We start from the raw sequence: 22,039 nt of genomic DNA, 5'->3' as shown, positions 1-22,039 counted from the left end.
ACTATTCCTTGCTTAAATGTTCACCCAATGTGGGTATCGGTTATAAGTAAATGGATTAACCAATTTAACCAAGGCGATACTGAAATGTTGTTGCATTAAAACGTATCTTTAATTCCATGTATTTATACTTAAAAGCCGCTCATATTATTTTTGTGGTAACCTGGTTTGCAGGTCTTTTTTATATGCCTAGGTTATTTATATATGCCACTGAAGCCGCTGAAAAACCTGAAATAGAACGTAGTATTTTGCGCAAACAATTTGAAATAATGATACGCCGATTGTGGTATGGAATTACCTGGCCATCTGCCATAATAACCTTAATATTAGGCGTCAGCGTATTAATTTCAAGTAACTATTACAGCGTAATTTTTTCACCTGAAGGAAGATGGCTGCTCATTAAATTAATTTTTGTTGTTTTATTGTATGCTTATCATTTTTCATTGCAAAAAATTGTTAATCAGGAATTGAAAGGCATTTATAAATACACATCTCAGCAATTGCGTATATGGAATGAAGTGGCTACTCTTTTTTTGTTTGCCATAGTTTTTTTGGCAACAGTAAAACAAAGTATTAGTTTATTGTGGGGTTTTGTTGCATTGATAGCCTTGTTGATAGTTTTGTTAACTGCAATAAAAATTTATAAACTATTGCGTAAAAATTAAATTTTATGCTAAAAAAATTAATTGCATTATTTACATTATGTCTGCTATTTCAAACAATGTTATTGGCACAAAGTAATATGACTAATAATTACATGATATATGATGCTGCGCAACATAAAACCATTCAATTATCTGAGTTAATAAGTCATTTACAAAAAGCGCAAGTAGTTTTTTTTGGCGAAGACCATAATGATGCAGTAGCACATTATTTAGAAGATACTTTACTGAAAGCTTTAGTGCAAAGCAATAAGCCCGTAGCGCTTTCATTAGAAATGTTTGAAACCGATTGTCAAGCTCCTTTAAATGAATATGTTGCCGGCTACATTAGCGAAAAACAATTTTTGGCCAGTGCCCGACCTTGGAATAATTATGCAGATTATAAACCGATGATTGAAACGGCAAAACTGTATCATTTGCCGGTAATTGCCGCCAATGCACCGCGCAGGTATGTAAATATGGTACATCAAAACGGTGTGGCATCATTAATGCAATTAGATAAACTTTCAAAATCTTATTTGCCGCCTCTGCCTTTTACGGAAGCTCAACAAGCTTATCAACAAAAATTCGAAAAGATTATGGGTGGGCATGAGCAGTTTAATCAAAATATGTTTGATGCTCAAAATTTGTGGGATGCAACCATGGCAAACAGCATTTATCGGTTTTGGAAAAAGCACAAATCATTCACCATTTTTCAAGTAAATGGCCGCTTTCATAGCGACGATAAATTAGGTACTTATGCACGTTTGCAAGCCTTAGCTCCCAAACTGAAAATGATGAATATTAGCTGTTTTAGTGATACACAATTTGAACATCCTGATTGGAAACAATTCCAAAATTTAGCCGACTTTGTTATTATTACCAATCCTTCAGTGCCTAAAACCTTTTAGTTATATAGCTTTGCTGAACTGTGCGTGTTGTTGATTATTGTGTATATGGTTGCGGGCTAAACGAATATCAAAAGCGCTACAAATATTTCTAATAAAATGTTTACCTAAAGGCGTTACCGTTAAAACATTTTCATCTAGTTCAATTAAATTGTCTAATTCCAATTTTTCTAATTCAGGCAATACAAATTTGGTAATAATACCCTCATCTTCTTTATTTAAAATAGTTTGGCCATTACAACTAATATCTAAAATGTATTTTTTAAAGTGCTTGTCTTCATTGGTTAATACAATGCCTTTACTTATGGCTAAAGTACTATTGCATACTGCTTCATAGTAATTGTGTAATGTTTTTTCATTTTGTGCAAAAGCATCCCCAATATCACTAATGGCTGATACACCTAATCCAATCATAGATTGCGTTTGCTGGGTGGTGTAGCCCATAAAGTTTCTGTGTAATTTTTTATTTAATTGTGCTTCATGTAATGAATCAGTGGGTAAAGCAAAGTGGTCCATTCCAATATCAATATACCCCGCCTTGCTAAACATTTCCTTCCCTAATTGATATAGTTGCATTTTGGTAGCGGCATTGGGTAAATCATGTTCATCAAATAATCGCTGTCCTTTACTGGTCCATGGTACATGTGCATAGCTGTAAAATGCAATACGGTCGGGTTGTAAAGCTATTGTTTGTTCAATAGTTGTGCGCATGCTTTCAACCGTTTGAAGCGGTAAACCGTAAATTAAATCAAAGTTTACGGAATTATAACCAATACTACGGGCCGTTTCAACAGCTTTCTTTACATTTTCAATAGGTTGTATGCGGTTAATAATGGCTTGTACTTTTGGGTTGTGATCTTGAATGCCATAACTAACTCGCTTAAAACCTAATTCAAATAATGTTTTTAAATGTTCAAATGTTGTGTTGTTGGGATGTCCCTCAAATCCAAATTCGTGATCGGGGTGCACCTTTACTGTTTGTAAAATGGAATGAATGAGTTTATACAAATTTTCCGGGGAGAAAAATGTGGGTGTGCCACCTCCTAAATGCAATTCACGTAAAACAGGTTTTTCTTCCATTAAGTTTAAATACAATTGCCATTCTTTTAAAACCGCTGCTAAATATTCACCTTCAACCTGATGATTAGTTGTAATTTTTTTATTGCATCCGCAATACGTGCATAATGATTCGCAAAAGGGTAAATGAATGTATAAACTAATACCGTCAGTTTCATTTGAAAATTTGTTACGCACTAAATTTTCCCATTGCTTAATTTCAATGGTTTCATTCCAAAACGGAATAGTTGGGTAACTGGTATAACGGGGCACAGGTACATTGTACTTTTCTAATAATTGTTGATTCACCTGCATGATAATAAATTTTCACAAAACTAAAATGCAGTCATCTTCTGTAAAATGATTAAAATCATAAGCTTCTGATATTGGCGTAAAATAGCCAAGAGCATCTTGCAATAAATTTTTAACTTCAATGTTCATTCAATCAACTAATTACGATGCGAAGTTTGTTTAAAATATTGCCTGTTGCCTGTTTGTTTTTTGCCTGTCAATCTAAAAAGCAGGTTGATACAATTGTTTACAATGCCCACATTTATACGGTAAACGCACAATTTGATACTGCCCAAGCTATTGCCATTCAGCAGGGTAAAATTGTAGCTATAGGAACCAATGATTCCATTTTGCAACATTACAATGCCAAGGAAATGTTGAATGAAAATGGTAATACTATTTTCCCTGGTTTCATTGATGCACATGCTCATTTTGTAGGTTATGGGCAAGAACTATTTACTGCCGATTTACGCAATACCAAAAGCTTTGAAGAGGTATTAGAGCGATTAAAAAGTTTTGCGGCATCGCATCCCAATGAAGCCTGGATTTTGGGTAGGGGCTGGGACCAAAACAAATGGCCCGGAAAGGCATTTCCCAATTCAGTAGAAAAACTCAATCAACTGTTTCCAAATACACCTGTTTTTTTAACAAGGGTTGATGGGCATGCAGCCATTATTAATGAAAAAGCCATGCAATTGGCCCAATTAAAGCCGGGACAAAAAATTGAAGGTGGTAGTTTTGAAATGTTTAACGGGAAGCTTACCGGGGTATTAATTGATAATGCCCAAAAACCGGTTTTAGCAGTAATGCCGCCACTGTCCGCTAAGGATTTCTCTGTCCGCCTGCAAGCTGCGCAACAAAACTGTTTTGCGCAAGGCTTAACTACCGTTACTGACTGTGGGCTTAGCTATAAAGATGTGTTACGAATTGATAGTTTGCAAAAAGCCGGCGTACTCAAAATGCAGCTATACCTTATGCTTAGCGATAGAAAAGAAAATTATGATTACTTTTTACCCAAAGGCCCCTATAAAACGGATCGCTTATTTGTAAATGGATTTAAGTTTTATGCAGATGGAGCTTTAGGAAGCCGCGGTGCCTGCCTTTTACAACCCTATTCCGATAAACCGGGTTGGTATGGCTTTTTGTTAAGTAGCCAGCAACATTTTGATTCAATGGCGGCTATACTTAGCAAAACTAATTTTCAAATGTGTACCCATGCTATTGGCGATTCTGCCAATCGCGTAATGCTGAAAATCTATAATAAATATTTGCAGGGTAAAAACGATAAACGTTGGCGTATTGAACATGCACAAATCGTAAATCCTAATGACATAGCATGGTTTGGTCAGGCTTCTATTGTGCCTTCCGTACAGCCTACCCATGCCACCAGCGATATGTATTGGGCGGAAAGCCGTTTGGGTAAACAGCGAATAAATTCAGCTTATGCCAATAAAGCCCTTTTAGAACAAAATGGATGGTTGCCTTTAGGCACCGATTTTCCGGTGGAAGATATATCGCCGTTTAAAACCTTTTTAGCTGCGGTATTTAGGGTTGATAGTACCGGATTCCCTGCAGGTGGTTTTCAACCACAAAATGCACTTACGCGCCAAGAGGCTATAAGAGGAATGACTATTTGGGCCGCTAAAGCCGGTTTTTTAGATAAAGAAACCGGAAGTTTAGAACCCGGTAAAAAAGCCGACTTTATAGCGCTTGACAAAGATTTAATGCAAATTCCCTGGCAGCAGGTATTGCAAACAAAAGTGTTGCAAACTTTCATTTCCGGTGAAAAAGTTTACTCAAAATAACGTTGTTTGGTGAATGTCATTTCTATTCAAATGAATGTAAAGGGAAGGCCTAACTCAGGCACTTATTCCTTACCTTCGCAACTTTTAAAACCGTATTCTTAGTTTTCAAATTTATGAGCAATACCTATCGCGAATTTCAGACATTGCATTTACCCTCTATTGAAAAAGAAATTTTGCTGCGTTGGCAACAGGATCAAGCATTTGAAAAAAGCATAACCTTACGGGAAGGTGCACAGCCCTTTGTGTTTTATGAGGGGCCACCCAGTGCAAACGGAATGCCGGGTATTCACCATGTTATTTCGCGTACATTAAAAGATTTGGTTTGTCGTTACAAAACCATGCAGGGCTTTCAAGTTAAACGCAAAGGAGGCTGGGATACGCATGGGCTTCCTGTTGAATTGGGTGTAGAAAAAGAATTAGGTATTACTAAAGAGGATATTGGTAAGAAAATTTCAATTGAAGACTATAACCAAAAGTGCCGTGAAGCGGTTTTACGCTATAAAGATAAATGGGACGAAATTACCACTAAAATGGGCTATTGGGTTGATTTGAACGACCCCTACATTACTTTCGATAATAAGTACGTAGAAACCCTTTGGTGGTTATTGGCGCAATTGTATAAAAAAGGCTTACTATACCAAAGTGTAAGCATTCAACCCTATTCACCGGCGGCAGGTACAGGCCTTAGTTCACATGAATTGAATCAGCCGGGTACTTATAAAGATGTAAAAGATACCAGTTGTGTGGCCATGTTTAGAGCCGTACAAGATGAACAATCTGCTTTTATTCATCAACTTTTACATGGCGATGAGTTTTTCTTTTTAGCATGGACAACCACACCTTGGACATTGCCATCCAACCTGGGTTTGGCTGTTGCAGCCAATGTAGATTATGTACTTATTAAAACCTTTAATCCCTATACCCATTTGCCCATTAATGTGGTATTGGCCAAAGATTTAGTGCACAAATATTTTAAACCTGAAGCAGAAAACAGCGATTTTGCTGCTTATTCGCCTAACGATAAAATGATTCCCTGGCAGCAATTGGCGCAATTTAAAGGCAGCCAATTGGAGAATTGCCGTTATGAACAATTAATGCCTTATGAGGCCAATCAACCTGCCTTATCTGGAGGAAATCCATTTAGGGTAATGCTAGGCGATTTTGTTACTACTGACGACGGTACCGGCATTGTACATATTGCCCCTGCTTTTGGCGCCGACGACTTTAAAGTGGGTAAGAAATATGGCATAGGTATATTAACCTTAGTTGACAAACAGGGCAAATTTGTAGATGGGTTAGGTGAATTTAGTGGTCGTTATGTAAAAAATTATACCGATGATCCCAATTACCAAGATGTAAATGTGGATATATGTGTTAAACTGAAAAAAGAAAATCGAGCCTTTAAGGTTGAAAAATATGAACATAGCTATCCCCACTGTTGGCGCACCGATAAACCCATTCTTTATTATCCTTTAGATGCCTGGTTTATTAAAACCACTGCATTAAAAGATAGAATGGTTGAATTAAATAAAACCATTAACTGGAAACCCAAAAGCACCGGAGAAGGTCGTTTTGGTAACTGGTTAGAAAATATGGTTGACTGGAATTTAAGCCGCAGCCGCTATTGGGGTACCCCTTTGCCCATTTGGCGAACTGAAGATGGTAGCGAAGAAATTTGCATTGGTTCTGTTGAAGAATTAAACAACGCTATTAAAAAAGCCAATGAGGTTTTAGATGGAAATATTAACCAACATTACCTACACCAGGGTATTTTAGATTTACATAAGCCTTATGTAGATGAAATTATTTTGGTAAGCCCTTCAGGAAAGCCCATGAAAAGGGTGCCCGATTTGGTGGATGTTTGGTTTGATAGTGGTGCCATGCCCTATGCACAATGGCATTATCCTTTCGAAAACAAAGATTTTATTGATAAAGGCAGTGCCTTTCCCGCCGATTTTATTGCCGAAGGAGTTGACCAAACCCGTGGATGGTTTTATACCTTACATGCATTAGCGGTAATGCTTTTTGATAATGTTGCTTATAAAAACGTGGTATCCAATGGGTTGGTATTAGATAAGAATGGCAATAAAATGAGTAAGCGCTTGGGTAATGTGGTAAATCCTTTTGATACCATTGAACAATTTGGTGCAGACGCTACCCGCTGGTATTTAATTACCAATGCCTCACCTTGGGATAATTTGAAATTTGATTTGGAAGGTATTAAAGAAGTTCAGCGTAAATTCTTTGGAACCTTATATAATACTTACCAGTTCTTTGTACTATATGCCAATGTAGATGGATTTGCTTTTCAGGAAGCTTATATTCCGGTGGCTGATAGGCCTGAAATTGACAGATGGATTTTATCTTCTTTGCATTCCCTTATTCAAAAGGTTACGGATGCGTTTAACGATTTTGAACCCACTATTGCCGGACGAGCTATTGAAGATTTTGTAAATGAACAGCTAAGTAATTGGTATGTGCGTTTGTGCAGAAGAAGATTTTGGAAAGGAGAATATGAAACAGATAAAATAAGCGCTTACCAAACTTTGTATGAATGTTTGGAAACAATTGTGCAGTTAATGGCACCCATATCACCCTTTTTCAGTGATGCTATTTTCTGTAATCTGAATGCTGTTGCCAAAAGGTTTAATGTGCAGTCTGTACATCATACCAATTTCCCTAAACCCAATTCAGCGTGCATTGATGCCTTATTGGAGGAAAGAATGCAATTGGCGCAAGAGGTAAGTTCATTGGTGCTATCTATCCGTAAAAAGGTAAACATTAAAGTAAGGCAGCCATTGCAAAAAGTAATGATACCTGTATTAAATGCAAACATGCAAACGCAGTTGGCAAAAATGACGGATTTAATCAAAGCTGAAGTGAATGTTAAGGAAATTGAGTTTTTAACGGATACGGAAGGAATAATTAAGAAAAAGGTAAAACCTAATTTTAAAGCGTTAGGTGCTAAAATGGGCAGCAAAATGAAACAGGCTGCTGCAATAATTAGTCAATTAAATCAACATCAAATTAGTTTACTGGAGCAAAATGGAGCCATTAACATTCAATTAGATGAGGAGGAGGTGCCAGTTTCTTTAGCTGAAGTTGAAATTTTGGCAGAAGATATACCCGGTTGGAGTGTCGCTTCTAAAGGAACCCTCACCGTAGCCTTAGATATTACAGTTACCCCCGAGTTGGAAAAAGAAGGAAATGCCCGTGAATTGGTAAATCGTATTCAAAATTTAAGAAAAGACAATGAATTTGAATTAACAGACCGTATATTCGTACACATTATGGAAAATGCCTCATTAAAGCCTTCCATAATTCAATTTAACGATTATATTTGCCGCGAAATTTTGGCAGATTCCATTCAATGGGTATCCGATTTGCAAAATGGGGTATCAGTTGAAATTAATGGTGAAATGCTAAAACTGGCAGTAACCAAAAAAGGATAAAAAGTATGGCTACCAAAAAAACTGCGCCTAAAAAAACAGCAAAACCTGCCGCAAAAGCGGTAAAAAAGGCGGCTCCGGCCAAAAAAGCCAGTGCAGTAACTAAAAAAGCAGCATCGGCTAAAAAAGCGTCACCCGCTAAAAAGGCCTCTGCACCTGCCAAAAAGGCTGCAGTTGCTAAAAAATCAGCACCGGCTAAAAAAGCTGTTGCTACAGCAAAAAAGCCAACTGCACCGGTAAAAAAGGTCGCAATTCCTAAAAAGGCACAACCGGAGAAAAAGGAAGTGGTAGCTACTGCAAAATCTAAGCAAGAAAACAATTATTCAGAACCTGTTAAACACGTGCAGACAGCAAAAACTGCAACAGTTGCCATGCCAAAGAAAAAACAACCTGAACCTATAAAAGAAGTAAAAGTTCCAAAAACCAGTACCAAAAGTAGTATACCTTATAATCCGGGATACACCCCTTTGGAAAAAAGGGTTGAAACAAGTAAACCGGCAGAGTCAATAGTTCGGTACTCTGATTCTGAGTTAAATGAATTTAAAGAGCTTATTAACAAAAAGTTAGACAGCGCTAAACGCGAATTAGCTTATTTGCAAGGATTAATCACTCGCAAAGATGAGCTGGGTGGCGATGAAAGTGAAGGCCGTTACATGACCATGGAAGATGGGGGAATGAGTATGGAACGCGAACAATTAAGCCAAATGGCTAGTCGCCAAATTACTTATATTGATCACTTGGAGAAAGCTTTAATGCGTATTGAAAACAAAACTTATGGTATTTGTCGTGTAACCGGTAAATTAATTGATAAAGCACGTTTACGCGCAGTACCTCACGCTACACTTAGTTTAGAAGCAAAATTGGGCTTGGTAAAAGGTCCCGATAAAGGTGGAAGTAATGAATAAGACAGCATAATCTTAGCACATACTTTTACAGGCTACTTTGAAAAAGGTAGCCTGTATTTTTTATATGCTAATTTAAAAGAAGATGGAAATTGGTATTTTTCATCACTAATGTCAAACACGATCGATCTTATTTAATGCACTTCCTGCATAGTTACCAATCTTTTATAAGTGCCCTCTAAATTAATGAGTTGGTGATGAGTACCGCGTTCTATAATCACACCCTTATCTAAAACTACAATTTCATCCGCATGTTTAACGGTTGATAAACGGTGTGCAATAACTATACTAGTTCTGTTTTGCATCATGTGGTTAATGGCATCCTGCACTAACCGTTCACTTTCAGTATCAAGAGAAGAAGTGGCTTCATCTAAAATTAGAATAGGCGGGTTCCTTAAAATAGCACGAGCAATGGTAATGCGTTGTTTTTCGCCACCGCTCAGTTTATTACCTCTGTCGCCCACATTGGTATCATAACCATCTTCCTTATTCAATATAAAATCATGCGCATTTGCAATTTTAGCCGCCTGAATAATTTGTTCTCGGGTGGCATTTTCACTGCCTAAAGCTATATTGTTGGCAATGGTATCATTAAATAAAATAGGCTCTTGCGTAACAATACCAATATGATTTCGAAAACTTGTTAAATCGTAATTTTTAATATTAATCCCATCAATTAAAAGTTCTCCATCATTTACATCTAAAAAGCGAGGTATTAAATCTGCAAATGTGCTTTTACCCGCACCACTACTTCCAACAATAGCAACGGTAGTCCCTTTGTGTATTGTTAAATTAATATTGCGTAAGGTAGAGTATTCATCATAACTAAAGCTAACATTTTTAAATTCAATAGCATGGTTAAACTCATTAAATATAATAGCATTGTCTGGTTCGCTAATGGTTACCGGTGCTTTTAAAATTTCTTCAATTCTTTGTATGGCCGAACTTCCCCGTTGTGCATTATAAAATGCAGTTGATAATGATTTAGCCGGATTAATAATTTGTGTAAAAAATAAAATATAAGTAATAAATGCATCGGGTTGTAAAAAAGTGTTGCTACCCAATACAAGGCGTCCTCCAAACCATAAAATGCAACACAATACAATTACTCCTAAAAATTCCGACATAGGTGAAGCTAAATCGCGTCGAAAATTCATCTTATTTCTTATCTCATTTAGTTTGTTATTGGTACTAAAAAATTTGTTGCCAATAATATTTTCCGCATTAAAGGCTTTTATAATTCTTAAACCGCCTAGTGTTTCATCCAAAATACTCATCAGTGAGCCTTGTATTTCCTGTGATTGTGTTGACTGCTTCTTTAAACTTCGGCTTACACGGCCAATGATAAAGCCCGTTAAGGGCAATAAAACCAATAAAAACAACGATAATGCAGGGCTTAAAAAAATAAGTGTAATTAAAATAATAATAATATTTAAAGGGTCTTTTACCAAACCCTCTAAAGTGCCAATGATGCTCCATTCAATTTCATTGGCATCATTACTCATACGGCTTATAATATCGCCTTTACGTTGCTCTGTAAAATATCCAATGGGAAGTATCAGAATTTTTGAAAACAAATCAGCTCTTAATTTCGTCATTACATAGTTACGCATGGGCGTTAATGAGCGGTATGATAAATAAATGAACAGATTTTTTAAAAAAATTGAAATAATAACCACCAGGCAAATAAATGCCAAGGCATACATTTCGCTATGGGTCTTAATCAATTGGCTTAATATGTATTTTAAATATTCTAAAATACCGCTGGCGCTAAAAGAAAAATTGGGTTTTAAGTCAATTAATTTTTCTTTTCCAAACAACAGTTGCAAAAAAGGTGCTAACATAGCAAGTGAAACCAGCGAAAATACAATGGATAAAAAGTTGAAAACAACATATAAAACAATGTTTTTTTTCTGTGATTTCAGGTAAAATAAAATTCGGGAAAATCGCTTCATATATTATATTACAATAACAAAGCCGCAAAGTAACTAAATTTACCTCCAAATAAACCTTAAAGATTATGCAGGAAGGAAAACGTCAGAAACAGGTTGCAGCTGTGTTGCAAGAAACACTCAATGATATTTTTATGCATTTGGGCTTAAATATGATTGAGGGAGGCATGGTTTCTATTTCAAACGTAAAGGTTACTCCCGATTTATTAGAGGCCAGAATTTATATCAGTTTGTTTAAAATTGAACAACCCGCAGCTGCCATGAAACGCATAGAAGATCGGGCTTGGGAAATAAAAAAGCACTTGGCCGAAAAGGTAAAACATCAGCTAAGGCGAATACCTGTATTGCAATTTTATTTAGATGATACTTTAGATCATGTTTTTAAAATGGAAGAAATTTTTAAACAAATAAATGCTTCTAAAAAACCGGATTCCGGTTCATAGCCTACTGCTATTGCCCAACTTTGAAAATTGTAACACTTGAATTTTTTATTTGCCAGGCGCTATTTTACTTCAAAAAAATCTACCAATGCCATTACCCTTATTGCATGGATTAGTATATCTGCAATAATGGTAGGTACTGCTGCATTAATTATTGTGCTAAGCGTATTTAATGGCTTTGAAGATTTAGTAAAGGGGTTATATGCTGATTTTTATGCCGACTTGCGCATAACACCGCAAGTGGGTAAAACCTTTTTGTTAACACCCAAACAAATTCAGCAAATACAAAATACCGAAGGCGTTGCCTTTTATAGCTTAACAGCTGAAGAAAAAGCTTTATTGGTGAATGGCGATAATCAATCTATTGTATTTGTAAAAGGGGTTGATAGTAGTTTTACGCAAGTTAATCCGGTACAAACGCATTTAATACGTGGTAGTTTTAATCTGGGCACCATACAAAAGCCCCAGTTAGTAGTTGGGGCGGGTATTGAAAATGCATTGGGTTTAGATGTTGAAAAAAGTTTATATCCAGTAACCTTGTATATGCCCAACAGGCAATCTGCTAATATGCTTTCAGCGGAGGGATTATACTCATTTAATGCAATGCCGGCCGGCACTTTTATGATACAAGAAGATTTTGACAATAAATATGTATTTACCAATTTAGCTTTTGTAAAGTATATGCTGAATATGGATGCAAATACTTTTAGTGCCGTTGAAATTAAATTAACCAAAACTGCCAATACGCAACAAGTACAAACTGAATTGCAGCATTTGTTGGGAAATAGTTTTAAGGTACAAACACGTTATCAACAAAATGAAAGTTTGTATACTGTAATGGAAGTTGAAAAATGGGTTATTTATGGAATTTTATCCATCATTCTTATTATAGCCGCATTTAACATGATTGGTGCATTAACTATGTTGGTACTTGAAAAACAAAAAGATATTACCGTTTTGAAAGCATTAGGTGCTTCAGATGGCTTAATTCAAAAAATCTTTCTAACGGAAGGTTTTTTAATAGCTGCCGTAGGCGGTGGGGCAGGAATGATATTAGCATTGGTTATTTGTTATATTCAAATAAAATTTCATTTAATTAGTTTGGGAGGTGGAACATTTATCATTGATTATTACCCCGTAAAATTAGCTTTGGGTGATTTTGTGTTGGTTATTGCAACTGTATTTGTAATTACTTTGCTAGCTGCCTGGTTTCCTGCATTCAAAGCTGGAAAAGAAAAATTATCATTAAGAAGTTAGTGTAACAGTAAATAATAAAAAAAGCCGGACATTAAATCCAGCCTCAACAAAAATATGTTCTTAAAATTAATAATCTCCCAATGTTTCAGGCAATTGGTTTAATGCATCCGCTAATTGTGCATCACTGGGTGCAATTCCGTGCCATTCATGGTGCCCTTCCATAAAGCTTACCCCTTTACCCATTACAGTTTTCATCAAAATACAAATGGGCTTTCCTTGTCCGGTTAATTGTTTGGCTTTATTCAGGCCTGCCACTACTTCATCCATATCATTTCCATTCATTTCTAAAACATGCCAGTTAAAAGCCTCAAACTTAGCTTTTAAGCTTTCCAGGTTCATTACTACACTGGTAGGTCCATCAATTTGTTGGCCATTGTAATCAATGGTAGCAATTAAATTATCTACTTTGTGGTGAGCAGCAAACATAATTGCTTCCCAATTTTGGCCTTCTTCTAATTCACCATCTCCATGTAATGAAAATACTAAATGTTTATCACCGTTTAATTTTTTAGAAAGTGCTGCACCAATGGCTACACTCATTCCCTGGCCTAATGAACCACTGGCAACCCTTACGCCCGGCAAATGTTCGTGGGTAGTTGGGTGCCCTTGCAAACGTGAATTTATTTTTCGGAATGTATTTAATTCTTTTAAATCAAAATAGCCTTTGCGAGCTAATACGCTGTAAAATAATGGGGAAATATGTCCGTTCGATAAAAAGAAAACATCTTCGCCAATACCATCCATATTAAAAGGGATGTGTACATCCATGATGTTGAAATAAAGAGCAGTCATAAAATCAGCACATCCTAATGAACCTCCAGGGTGTCCGCTTTGTACTGCGTGTACCATACGTAATATATCTCTTCTTACTTGCGAGGCAGTTTTTTCTAAAGTTGCTACATCTTCCATAGTCTAAAATTTTGAATTGGCAAGATAATTGATATTTAAATATTATTAGCGTTAGAGCAGCTAATGTTATGAGAAATTGATTTTTTTAGGCTTTTTATCTACAAATGTTAAAGATTTAAAAAAAACGTTTATATTGCCTTCGTAATTCTACCCCTCAAACTTGATTACTCATTCGAAAAAAATCCTACATGGAGAAAATATTTATAGGGGGAATATTGGCATTTGTTATTACACTACTTGCAATTCCTGCCATTATACAAATTGCAAAGATGAAAAAATTATACGATGTGCCGGACGATAGAAAGGTACACGCTTCGCCCATTCCTTCATTAGGAGGTGTAGGCATATTTGCAGGATTTTTAATTGCCCTTTTATTAATGAGCGATGTAGCTCCCCGTGGTCACAGTTTTCCCTATTATATTGCTGCATTTGTCGTTGTATTCTTTTTTGGGGTAAAAGATGATATTTTAGTCATTACACCATTAAAAAAGTTTTTAGGTCAATTAGCAGTAGCTTTCATTTTAATGTACAAAAGCAAATTGCTGATTGATGATATGCACGGTTTTTTAAATATTGGCATAATACCGCCCGTGTTCAGTTATCCATTAACCATGTTCACTATTATTGTGGTAATGAATTCTTTCAATTTAATTGATGGAGTTGATGGGTTAGCAGCATCCATTGGGTTAATTACCTGTATTATTTTTTCAGTGTTCTTCTATTTAAATAACGACTGGTTGTATGCATTAATGGGAATATCCATGTCAGGTGCCCTAATTGCTTTTTTACGTTTTAATTTATCCCCTGCTAAAATATTTATGGGTGATACTGGTGCTATGTTGTTAGGGTTGGTAAACGCTATATTGGTTATTCACTTTATTAAAACTGCGGAAGGTTCTCATATTCTACCCGTTTTCGCAGCTCCTGCTATGGGTTTTGGCATTCTTTTATTGCCGTTATTAGATACGCTTCGGGTTTTTGCCATTCGTATATTTCATAAACGATCTCCTTTTTCGGCAGATAGAAATCATTTGCATCACTTACTGTTAGACCGTGGTTATTCACACAAAAAAATAACTCTTTGTTTATCTATATCAGCTATTTTATTTATTGTACTTAGCTATTTTGCTTTACCAATGGGCACCACTAAGGTTATTTTGGCACAAATTTTTGTGTTTTTCACAGCCATATTCTTGTTGTATTTAGGTAAAATTCGCCAACAAAAAAACAAACAGTTAATATTGCATGAGGCCGAACCCAATACTTATGTAGCTATTAACACAAATAATACCACTTCCGTTGCTGCTATTGCAGAAAAATAATTTTATTAGTATAAGTTCTTGCTGTTTTAGCTATGAATTATAAGGCCATATTCCTATCGTGTTATATTCTTTATTAGCTTTGCGCCACTTAATCTTTTTAAAAATATGACTGAAGAACTGAACCTAATAATAGATGATGTTGAAAGTGGCATGGGAAAAGCCATCGTTCATTTAGAAGTTGAATTAACAAAAATTAGAGCTGGTAAAGCTAGCCCGGCGATGCTTGAGGGTATTATGGTAGATTATTATGGCGCGCCAACACCTATTCAGCAGGTGGCTAACGTTAGTGTTTTGGATGCCAGAACTATTAGTATACAACCCTGGGAAAAGAAAATGTTGGCTGCCATTGAAAAAGCTATCATGCAAGCAAATATTGGCATTACGCCTCAAAACGATGGCAATCAAATTCGTTTATTTATGCCGCCGCTTACTGAAGAGCGTAGAAAAGAAATGGTTAAAAAAGCGGCAGCTGAAGGTGAACAAACCAAAGTGGCTATTAGAAATATTAGAAGAGAAGGTATTGAACAGGTAAAGAAATTGCAGAAAGATGGGTTAAGTGAAGATGCAAGTAAAGACGCTGAAAAAGCTATTCAGGAAATTACAGATAAGTACATAAATTTGGTTGAAAAGCATTTATCAGTAAAAGAAAAAGAAATAATGACCGTTTAATCAGTCAACATTTTATATAAAATAATTTGGCAAATGCTATAAAGCGTGTTTGCCTTTTTTATTTGAATTTATTTGTCAGGTAAACGCCACTTAAAATTATCAATAAACTAATTAACTGATTCCAACCAAATGCTTCACCGGCCAATAAACCCCAACCCACTGCAACAAATGGAATTCCATAGGTAACCATCGATGCAAATAATGCGCCAGATTCTTTTAACAAAACATAAAATAAAATAGTGGCCACTGCAGTTCCCATTATACCCAATAAAGCACTGAATAAACTGGCTTGTATAAAAGCTGTACTAAAGTTTTGGGAAAAATAACCTGTAAAAGCTAATATTATTAAACAAGGTATTATCAATAAACCAAATGCAACGCTGGCAATATGCAATGAACCAATACCTTGCAGGTGTTTTCGAACATAGTTTACATTTAAACCATACAAAAAAGTGGCCAATAAAATATAAGTGGCATATCCTAAATGCGTAAAGCTAAATTCTCCTTTATGATAAAATAACAATATGAGGCCTGTAAAACCAACAATAACACCAAGAGCTTGTTGTATTTTAGTTTTTTGTTGAAAAAACATTATTCCTGTTGCAATAGTAAAAAGTGGCGTAAGCGCATTTAAAATTCCGGCCAATGCACTGTTTAGTTCTGTTTCGGCTAAACAAAATAAATAGGCCGGAAAAAAACTTCCTAATAATCCGGAAACCAAAACAGGCCAGCGCTTTATTTTAGGGATTTTTTTATACGCACTTATTCCAAATGGGGCTAAAATAACACCTGCACTTAGAATGCGTATGGTTGCAACCTGATAAGGAGTTAATGCTTTCAAGCCTTCTTTCATTAAAATAAATGAACTGCCCCAAATAAACGAAAGTATTATAAATAAAAACCAACTGAAAAAAGGCTTTCGCATTCTAAAATTTTTGCAAACCTAGTTTTTTGTTACAAAATAGTGGTATATTTAAAAAAATCGTTAATCATGGCCAAAATTCGATTAGCCAATATAAGTACACTTCCGCCAAAAAAAACGGATAAAAATAAAATTATTGCTGCTACCGAAAAATTAATAGTGCAGTTGGATGAGTTGCAAAATTTATTATATGCACAGTCTAAATATGCCATACTAGTTGTGATACAAGGTATGGATGCTGCCGGGAAAGATGGGGCCATACGGCATGTATTTGGGAAACTGAATCCCCAAGGTGTACAGGTTACTTCATTCAAAGAACCTACATCATTAGAATTATCACACGATTTTTTGTGGCGCATTCATCAGCATACACCGGCTCGTGGTATGATACATATATTCAATAGAAGCCATTATGAAGATGTTTTGGTTACCAGAGTTCACAAGCTCATCAACAATAAATTGGCTTTTAAAAGAATGGGTGCCATTAATGATTTTGAGAATTTATTGGTTGAACATAATCACACTCATATCTTAAAATTCTATTTGCATATATCGCATAAAGAGCAATTAAAACGATTGGATGAACGCATAAAAAATCCTCAAAAACAATGGAAATACAACGAAAAAGATTTTGAAGAATCTAAATTATGGCCTGAGTATATGGAAGTGTATGAAGATTGCTTAAATAATTGTAATAAAGTGCCCTGGATTATTACTCCTTCAGATGCACATTGGTATAAGGAATATATTATTGCTAAAAATTTATATGAATTATTGAGTGGATTAAAAATGCAATATCCGGGACTTAAAAAATAATTTTAAGATATGGTGAAATACACTTATTTTTAATTCAACCAAACCTTAGATAAAATATGTCGTTTTTTAAAGAATTCCGTGAATTTGCCACGAAGGGCAATGTAATGGACCTGGCAGTTGGTGTAATTATAGGTGCCGCTTTTGGGAAAATTGTTGATTCGGTAGTTAATGATTTAATTATGCCCATTATAGGCATTTTATTTAAAGCCGATTTTACGAATTTGTACATACCTCTTTCTTCAAAGGTAACTATGGGTTTAACCCTTGTTGAAGCAAGAAAACTGGGGCCTGTACTTGCTTGGGGTAGTTTTGTAACTGCGGTTATTAATTTCTTAATTCTGGCTTTTGTTATTTTTTTACTGGTAAAAGCCATGAACCGATTAAAGCGCAAAACGGAAGCCCCTCCACCACCTCCACCACCCGGGCCTACGCCTACGGAGCAATTGTTAATGGAAATTCGTGATGCATTAAAAAAATAATCAATCATTAAGCCTTCCGCCCGAATACCTTCGGGCGGTTGTTTTTTGGTGGATAAATAAAATGGTGATAAAAGTGAAAATACCAGTGCTTTTCCTTTATTTGCAATACTTAAAGCTGTATATGTGAACCAGGAAACCTACCAAATTAAAATTGAGCATTTTGAAGGCCCGTTCGATTTATTGCTGTTCTTCATTGAACGCGATGAATTGGATATCTACAATATTCCTATTAGTAAAATAATTAAAGATTTTCTTGATTTTATTCATGCGCAAGAGCGCTTAAATATTGAGTTGAGCAGTGAATTTATTCTGTTCGTATCAACCCTTATGCGTATTAAAGCCCGATTATTATTGCCACGTAAAGAGGTTGACGCACAAGGTAATGAAATTGACCCCAGGCAAGAATTGGTTGATAAAATTTTAGAATATAAACGCTTTAAAGAAGCTGCTGCAAAAATGGCCGAAATGGAAGCTAATAGGCAATTGTTAGTTAAGCGGGGGAATTTGCAAGCTGAAATGGCTAAAATTACTGAGGAGGCCGGCGAAGGAACCGAAATACAAACAATTACCCTTTTTAAATTGATGAAAACATTTGAAAAGGTAATGCAACGTGTGCACGATAAACAAAAAATGCCTACGCATACGGTGGTCCGTTATAATTATACCATAGAGGGTAGCCGCGATTATATGATGGAATTTATGGCAAAAGAAAAATCGGCTACATTTGAAAATATATTTGAAATATGCGAGAACCGTATTCATGCTATTTTCTTGTTCCTTTCCATACTAGAATTAGTGCAACAGAAATTTTTGAAAATTATGATTGGTGAAGGAAGAAACAATTTTATATTAGATTGGAATGAAAATAGGGAAGATGATTTAAAATACGCCGGCGATGAAGTAGAACGAGCAGCGGAGCATGATCCAGAACCCAAAGCTGAAACGGAGCAGTTAGACGACAATAATCCTGAACTGTTGAATTAACAAAAAAGACTGTAAATTTTAGTTTACAGCCTTTTTTGTTAGGTTTATTTATGCTATTGCGTTTAGTACCACATCTCTTACCTGACTCATTAAAATTCTTTCCTGTTGCATCGAATCGCGGTAGCGAATGGTAACCGTATTGTCATCTTTTGTTTGATGATCAATAGTAACACAGAAAGGTGTTCCAATGGCATCTTGACGACGATAGCGTTTACCAATGGCATCTTTTTCTTCATAAAAACACCTGAAATAATTTTTGCACTCATCCATTAAATCACGTGCTATTTCCGGTAAGCCATCCTTTTTAGTAAGTGGTAAAACTGCTAATTTAATCGGAGCAATTTTTTCGGGAATATGCATCACTACTCTGCTATCGGTAGTGCCGTCTTCCTTTTGAATGGTTTCTTCCTCATAAGCATTGGAAAGTATGAGTAATACCATTCTATCTAAGCCAATAGATGTTTCAATAACATAAGGTACATAATTACCATAAGGTTTGTTGGTAGCAGGATCAATATCTGCATCAAAATATTGCATTTTTTTCTTGCTGTAGGTTTGATGCTGGCTTAAATCAAAATCACTGCGCGAATGAATTCCTTCCACTTCTTTAAAGCCAAAAGGAAATTCAAATTCTATATCGCATGCCTCTTTTGCATAGTGCGCTAGTTTGCTGTGATCATGATATCTATATTTTTCTGCCGGTAATCCTAAACTCAAATGCCATTGAAGGCGCACCTGTTTCCAATATTTATACCATTCACCTTCAGTGCCGGGCCGTACAAAAAATTGCATTTCCATTTGTTCAAACTCACGCATTCTAAAAATGAATTGTCTGGCAACAATTTCATTTCTAAAAGCTTTTCCAATTTGTGCAATACCGAATGGCACTTTCATGCGGGCTGTTTTTTGCACATTCAAAAAGTTTACAAATATACCTTGTGCAGTTTCGGGGCGTAAGTAAATGGTACTGGCTTCATCGGTAACAGAGCCCAATTGTGTTTCAAACATTAAGTTAAACTGACGAATGTCGGTCCAGTTACAAGTACCACTGATAGTGCAAACAATTTTATGCTCTTCTATTAATTTTTTTAATCCTGTAAAATCATCTTTCGCTAATAAGGCATCCATTTCCTGTAATAGTGCATCTGCCTCTTTCTGCTTGCCTTGATCTTCTAAAATAGCTGCATGTGCTTCAATTAAATGGTCAACCCTATATCGCTTTTTGCTGTCTTTATTATCAATCATAGGGTCGTTAAAATTATCCACGTGTCCACTAGCCTTCCAGGTAGTAGGGTGCATGAAAATAGCGGCATCAATACCTACAATGTTTTCATGCAGTTGCGTCATGCTCTTCCACCAATAATCTTTAATATTTTTTTTCAGTTCACTGCCATACGGACCATAGTCGTATACTGCACTTAATCCATCATAAATTTCGCTACTCTGGAAAACAAAGCCATACTCTTTGGCATGGGCTATAATTGCCTGAAAATTATTGTCTTGTTGCGTACTCATAATGTGCAAATATACTTGTCTGAAAATGTTTAATGCAGCTGCTTTTGTATTTTTTATACAAACAATTGTTTGTTTAGTGCAGCTTTTGGTTTAATTGATGCCTATTGCCATCACGATTGGTTTTTTTAATCATATTTTTTTGTAATGCTTCTGTAAGATTAACTCCGGTTTGATTGGCTAAGCAAATCAGTACCCAAAGCACATCAGCCATTTCATCGGCCAACGCATCGGCATTTTCGCCTGCTTTAAATGATTGTTCGCCATATTTTCTCACCATTATTCTACTTAACTCACCCACTTCTTCCATTAAAATTCCTAAATTGGTTAATTCATTAAAATAGCGAACACCAATGGTTTTAATCCATTCATCAACCTGTTGTTGTGCTTCCGCAATAGTCATATTTTTTTTATTTATGCGTTTTTATAAATGGTTTTTAATGCCATAATGGTAGCAATAGATTGGGCACGTTGTTTTATTTTTTCGGCATTTTCTCCGGCAAACAATTCATCCACTGTTTGTTGAAATAAACTTACCCAACGATTAAAATGCACCTGTTTGAAAGGCGAAAGTTGATGCAAGTGTTGATGCACAGCCATTGCATTACCTTTATAGGTTGCAGTTTCAAACAACACGGATTCCCAAAAATTTACAATGATGGGTAAGTGTGTTTTTAAATTTAAATGCGCAACTTCATTAAAGAAATGTTGTATTAATTCATCTTTTAATGCTTTAGCATAAAATGCTTCCATCAATGCTAATAAATCATCCCTATTGGTAATATCGTTTTTAGTTATCATAAAAATTGGTAACAACTGTTACTCTCTATTTTTCGAATCAATGAAAATGGTAACAGGTCCATCATTCAGCAAAGCTACTTTCATATCAGCACCAAAAATACCTTTTTCAATTTTTTTGCCTAAAGCATTTTCTAAACTCGCAATTAGCTTTTCATAAATGGGAATAGCTATTTCCGGTTTGGCTGCTTTAATGAACGAAGGGCGGTTCCCCTTCTTGGTAGCTGCATGTAAGGTAAACTGACTTATTAATAATATGTTGCCATCTATTTCTTTCAAGCTTACATTCATAAGTCCTTGTGCATCATTAAAAATGCGTAGTTGCACAATTTTATGGCTTAACCACTCTATATCTTCATCCGTATCGGCTGCTTCAATACCCGCCAAAATCAATAAACCTTGTTGAATAGCACCCACCGTTTCTTCGTGTACTTTTACTGATGCTTCTGTTACTCTTTGTATAACTACTCGCATATGTGTTGAAATGAATGGTTTAACTTTACAGAAGTATGAAGATAAATATTCAAGATGAAATTATTTTTTCAACTGCACGCAGTAGCGGCAAGGGTGGGCAGCATGTAAATAAAGTGGAAACCATGGTTGAGGGGCGTTGGCCCATTATGCAATCGAATTTGGTGAGTGAAGAACAAAAGCAACAAATTAACACACATTTACGTAACAAAATTACTAAAGATGGATTTTTACTGGTAAAATCGCAAGTGGCAAGAACACAGTTGGACAATAAGGCTATGGTAATTGCTAAAATGAATGAATGGGTAAATGCGGCATTAAAGCCTAAAAAAGCGCGTATAGCTACCCGACCTACTGCTGCCTCTAAATTGAAAAAACAAATGGATAAACAAAACCGCTCGGCTATTAAACATTTGCGGAATAAAAATTGGAAAACCTATAACAATTAAAAGAAAATTG

21 protein-coding genes are annotated in these 22,039 nt (G+C 35.7%); 13 read left to right on the top strand and 8 right to left on the bottom strand.

The features are described 5' to 3' along the window. Positions 1-116: 116 nt before the first annotated feature. Together ACP5P5_RS04060 and ACP5P5_RS04055 are read left to right on the top strand one after the other, a co-directional pair. A complete protein-coding gene (locus ACP5P5_RS04060; protein WP_428284833.1) occupies positions 117-662 on the top strand; it encodes a CopD family protein in 546 nt (181 codons plus the stop codon). A 5-nt stretch (positions 663-667) separates the two neighbouring features. Beyond that, complete coding sequence (locus ACP5P5_RS04055; protein WP_428284832.1) at positions 668-1,549, top strand: ChaN family lipoprotein; 882 nt, start codon at positions 668-670, stop codon at positions 1,547-1,549. Here ACP5P5_RS04055 and hemN read toward each other — a convergent pair whose 3' ends face one another. Beyond that, positions 1,550-2,917, bottom strand: coding sequence for an oxygen-independent coproporphyrinogen III oxidase (gene hemN / locus ACP5P5_RS04050; protein WP_428284831.1), 1,368 nt, complete (start codon positions 2,915-2,917; stop codon positions 1,550-1,552). It abuts the gene before it with no gap. Positions 2,918-3,060: 143 nt separating this feature from the next. Here hemN and ACP5P5_RS04045 point away from each other — a divergent pair, with 143 nt between their 5' ends. From ACP5P5_RS04045 to ACP5P5_RS04035, 3 genes are all read left to right on the top strand, one after another. Beyond that, positions 3,061-4,698 carry an amidohydrolase gene (locus tag ACP5P5_RS04045; protein ID WP_428284830.1) on the top strand — a complete coding sequence of 546 codons (1,638 nt, stop codon included), beginning with the start codon at positions 3,061-3,063 and terminating at the stop codon, positions 4,696-4,698. A 113-nt stretch (positions 4,699-4,811) separates the two neighbouring features. Next, the gene (gene ileS / locus ACP5P5_RS04040) at positions 4,812-8,150 is read left to right on the top strand and encodes an isoleucine--tRNA ligase (protein WP_428284829.1); all 3,339 of its coding nucleotides are present in this window, start codon (positions 4,812-4,814) and stop codon (positions 8,148-8,150) included. 5 nt (positions 8,151-8,155) lie between these two features. Beyond that, on the top strand, positions 8,156-9,052 hold the full coding sequence (locus tag ACP5P5_RS04035; RefSeq protein ID WP_428284828.1) for a TraR/DksA family transcriptional regulator: 897 nt from the start codon (positions 8,156-8,158) through the stop codon (positions 9,050-9,052). A gap of 131 nt (positions 9,053-9,183) precedes the next feature. Here the strand turns inward: ACP5P5_RS04035 and ACP5P5_RS04030 are convergent, their stop codons facing one another. Next, positions 9,184-11,004 (bottom strand): ABC transporter ATP-binding protein, encoded by a 1,821-nt coding sequence (locus ACP5P5_RS04030; RefSeq protein WP_428284827.1) that lies wholly within the window; start codon positions 11,002-11,004, stop codon positions 9,184-9,186. A gap of 65 nt (positions 11,005-11,069) precedes the next feature. On the opposite strand from ACP5P5_RS04030, the gene rbfA reads away from it, so the two are divergent. Both rbfA and ACP5P5_RS04020 read left to right on the top strand, forming a co-directional pair. Further along, on the top strand, positions 11,070-11,444 hold the full coding sequence (rbfA, locus tag ACP5P5_RS04025; protein ID WP_428284826.1) for a 30S ribosome-binding factor RbfA: 375 nt from the start codon (positions 11,070-11,072) through the stop codon (positions 11,442-11,444). A gap of 36 nt (positions 11,445-11,480) precedes the next feature. Further along, a complete protein-coding gene (locus ACP5P5_RS04020) occupies positions 11,481-12,698 on the top strand; it encodes an ABC transporter permease (RefSeq protein ID WP_428284825.1) in 1,218 nt (405 codons plus the stop codon). 66 nt (positions 12,699-12,764) lie between these two features. On the opposite strand, the gene ACP5P5_RS04015 is transcribed toward ACP5P5_RS04020, so the two are convergent. Further along, positions 12,765-13,607, bottom strand: coding sequence for a transketolase (locus tag ACP5P5_RS04015; RefSeq protein ID WP_428284824.1), 843 nt, complete (start codon positions 13,605-13,607; stop codon positions 12,765-12,767). 188 nt (positions 13,608-13,795) lie between these two features. Here ACP5P5_RS04015 and ACP5P5_RS04010 point away from each other — a divergent pair, with 188 nt between their 5' ends. Together ACP5P5_RS04010 and frr are read left to right on the top strand one after the other, a co-directional pair. Beyond that, positions 13,796-14,929: a glycosyltransferase family 4 protein gene (locus tag ACP5P5_RS04010; protein WP_428284823.1), complete on the top strand. Its 1,134-nt coding sequence runs from the start codon at positions 13,796-13,798 to the stop codon at positions 14,927-14,929. A gap of 105 nt (positions 14,930-15,034) precedes the next feature. Beyond that, positions 15,035-15,598 (top strand): ribosome recycling factor, encoded by a 564-nt coding sequence (gene frr, locus ACP5P5_RS04005; RefSeq protein ID WP_428284822.1) that lies wholly within the window; start codon positions 15,035-15,037, stop codon positions 15,596-15,598. A 58-nt stretch (positions 15,599-15,656) separates the two neighbouring features. On the opposite strand, the gene ACP5P5_RS04000 is transcribed toward frr, so the two are convergent. Continuing rightward, positions 15,657-16,523 (bottom strand): DMT family transporter, encoded by an 867-nt coding sequence (locus ACP5P5_RS04000; RefSeq protein WP_428284821.1) that lies wholly within the window; start codon positions 16,521-16,523, stop codon positions 15,657-15,659. A 66-nt stretch (positions 16,524-16,589) separates the two neighbouring features. Between ACP5P5_RS04000 and ACP5P5_RS03995 the strand changes: the two genes are divergently transcribed. The 3 genes from ACP5P5_RS03995 (at position 16,590) to ACP5P5_RS03985 (ending at position 18,799) form a co-directional block, all read left to right on the top strand. Next, positions 16,590-17,336, top strand: a complete 747-nt coding sequence (locus ACP5P5_RS03995; RefSeq protein ID WP_428284820.1) for a PPK2 family polyphosphate kinase — start codon at positions 16,590-16,592, stop codon at positions 17,334-17,336. A 56-nt stretch (positions 17,337-17,392) separates the two neighbouring features. After that, positions 17,393-17,815, top strand: a complete 423-nt coding sequence (gene mscL, locus ACP5P5_RS03990) for a large conductance mechanosensitive channel protein MscL (RefSeq protein WP_428284819.1) — start codon at positions 17,393-17,395, stop codon at positions 17,813-17,815. A gap of 123 nt (positions 17,816-17,938) precedes the next feature. Next, positions 17,939-18,799, top strand: a complete 861-nt coding sequence (locus tag ACP5P5_RS03985; RefSeq protein ID WP_428284818.1) for a segregation and condensation protein A — start codon at positions 17,939-17,941, stop codon at positions 18,797-18,799. Between the two features lie 48 nt (positions 18,800-18,847). Here ACP5P5_RS03985 and ACP5P5_RS03980 read toward each other — a convergent pair whose 3' ends face one another. From ACP5P5_RS03980 to dtd, 4 genes are all read right to left on the bottom strand, one after another. Beyond that, positions 18,848-20,314 (bottom strand): glycine--tRNA ligase, encoded by a 1,467-nt coding sequence (locus tag ACP5P5_RS03980; RefSeq protein ID WP_428284817.1) that lies wholly within the window; start codon positions 20,312-20,314, stop codon positions 18,848-18,850. A gap of 73 nt (positions 20,315-20,387) precedes the next feature. Further along, entirely contained in the window at positions 20,388-20,714 is a 327-nt protein-coding gene (locus tag ACP5P5_RS03975) for a nucleotide pyrophosphohydrolase (RefSeq protein WP_428284816.1), read from the bottom strand. Positions 20,715-20,725: 11 nt separating this feature from the next. Then, positions 20,726-21,112 (bottom strand): group III truncated hemoglobin, encoded by a 387-nt coding sequence (locus ACP5P5_RS03970; protein ID WP_428284815.1) that lies wholly within the window; start codon positions 21,110-21,112, stop codon positions 20,726-20,728. Between the two features lie 18 nt (positions 21,113-21,130). Continuing rightward, a complete protein-coding gene (gene dtd / locus ACP5P5_RS03965) occupies positions 21,131-21,583 on the bottom strand; it encodes a D-aminoacyl-tRNA deacylase (protein ID WP_428284814.1) in 453 nt (150 codons plus the stop codon). 35 nt (positions 21,584-21,618) lie between these two features. Here dtd and arfB point away from each other — a divergent pair, with 35 nt between their 5' ends. Further along, entirely contained in the window at positions 21,619-22,029 is a 411-nt protein-coding gene (gene arfB / locus ACP5P5_RS03960) for an alternative ribosome rescue aminoacyl-tRNA hydrolase ArfB (protein WP_428284813.1), read from the top strand. Positions 22,030-22,039: the final 10 nt, after the last annotated feature.

Source organism: Hydrotalea sp. (assembly GCF_049968455.1).
Lineage (GTDB): Bacteria > Bacteroidota > Bacteroidia > Chitinophagales > Chitinophagaceae > Hydrotalea.
Note: the sequence above shows the minus strand (reverse complement) of the source record. Positions and strands in the feature narration are given on the sequence as shown.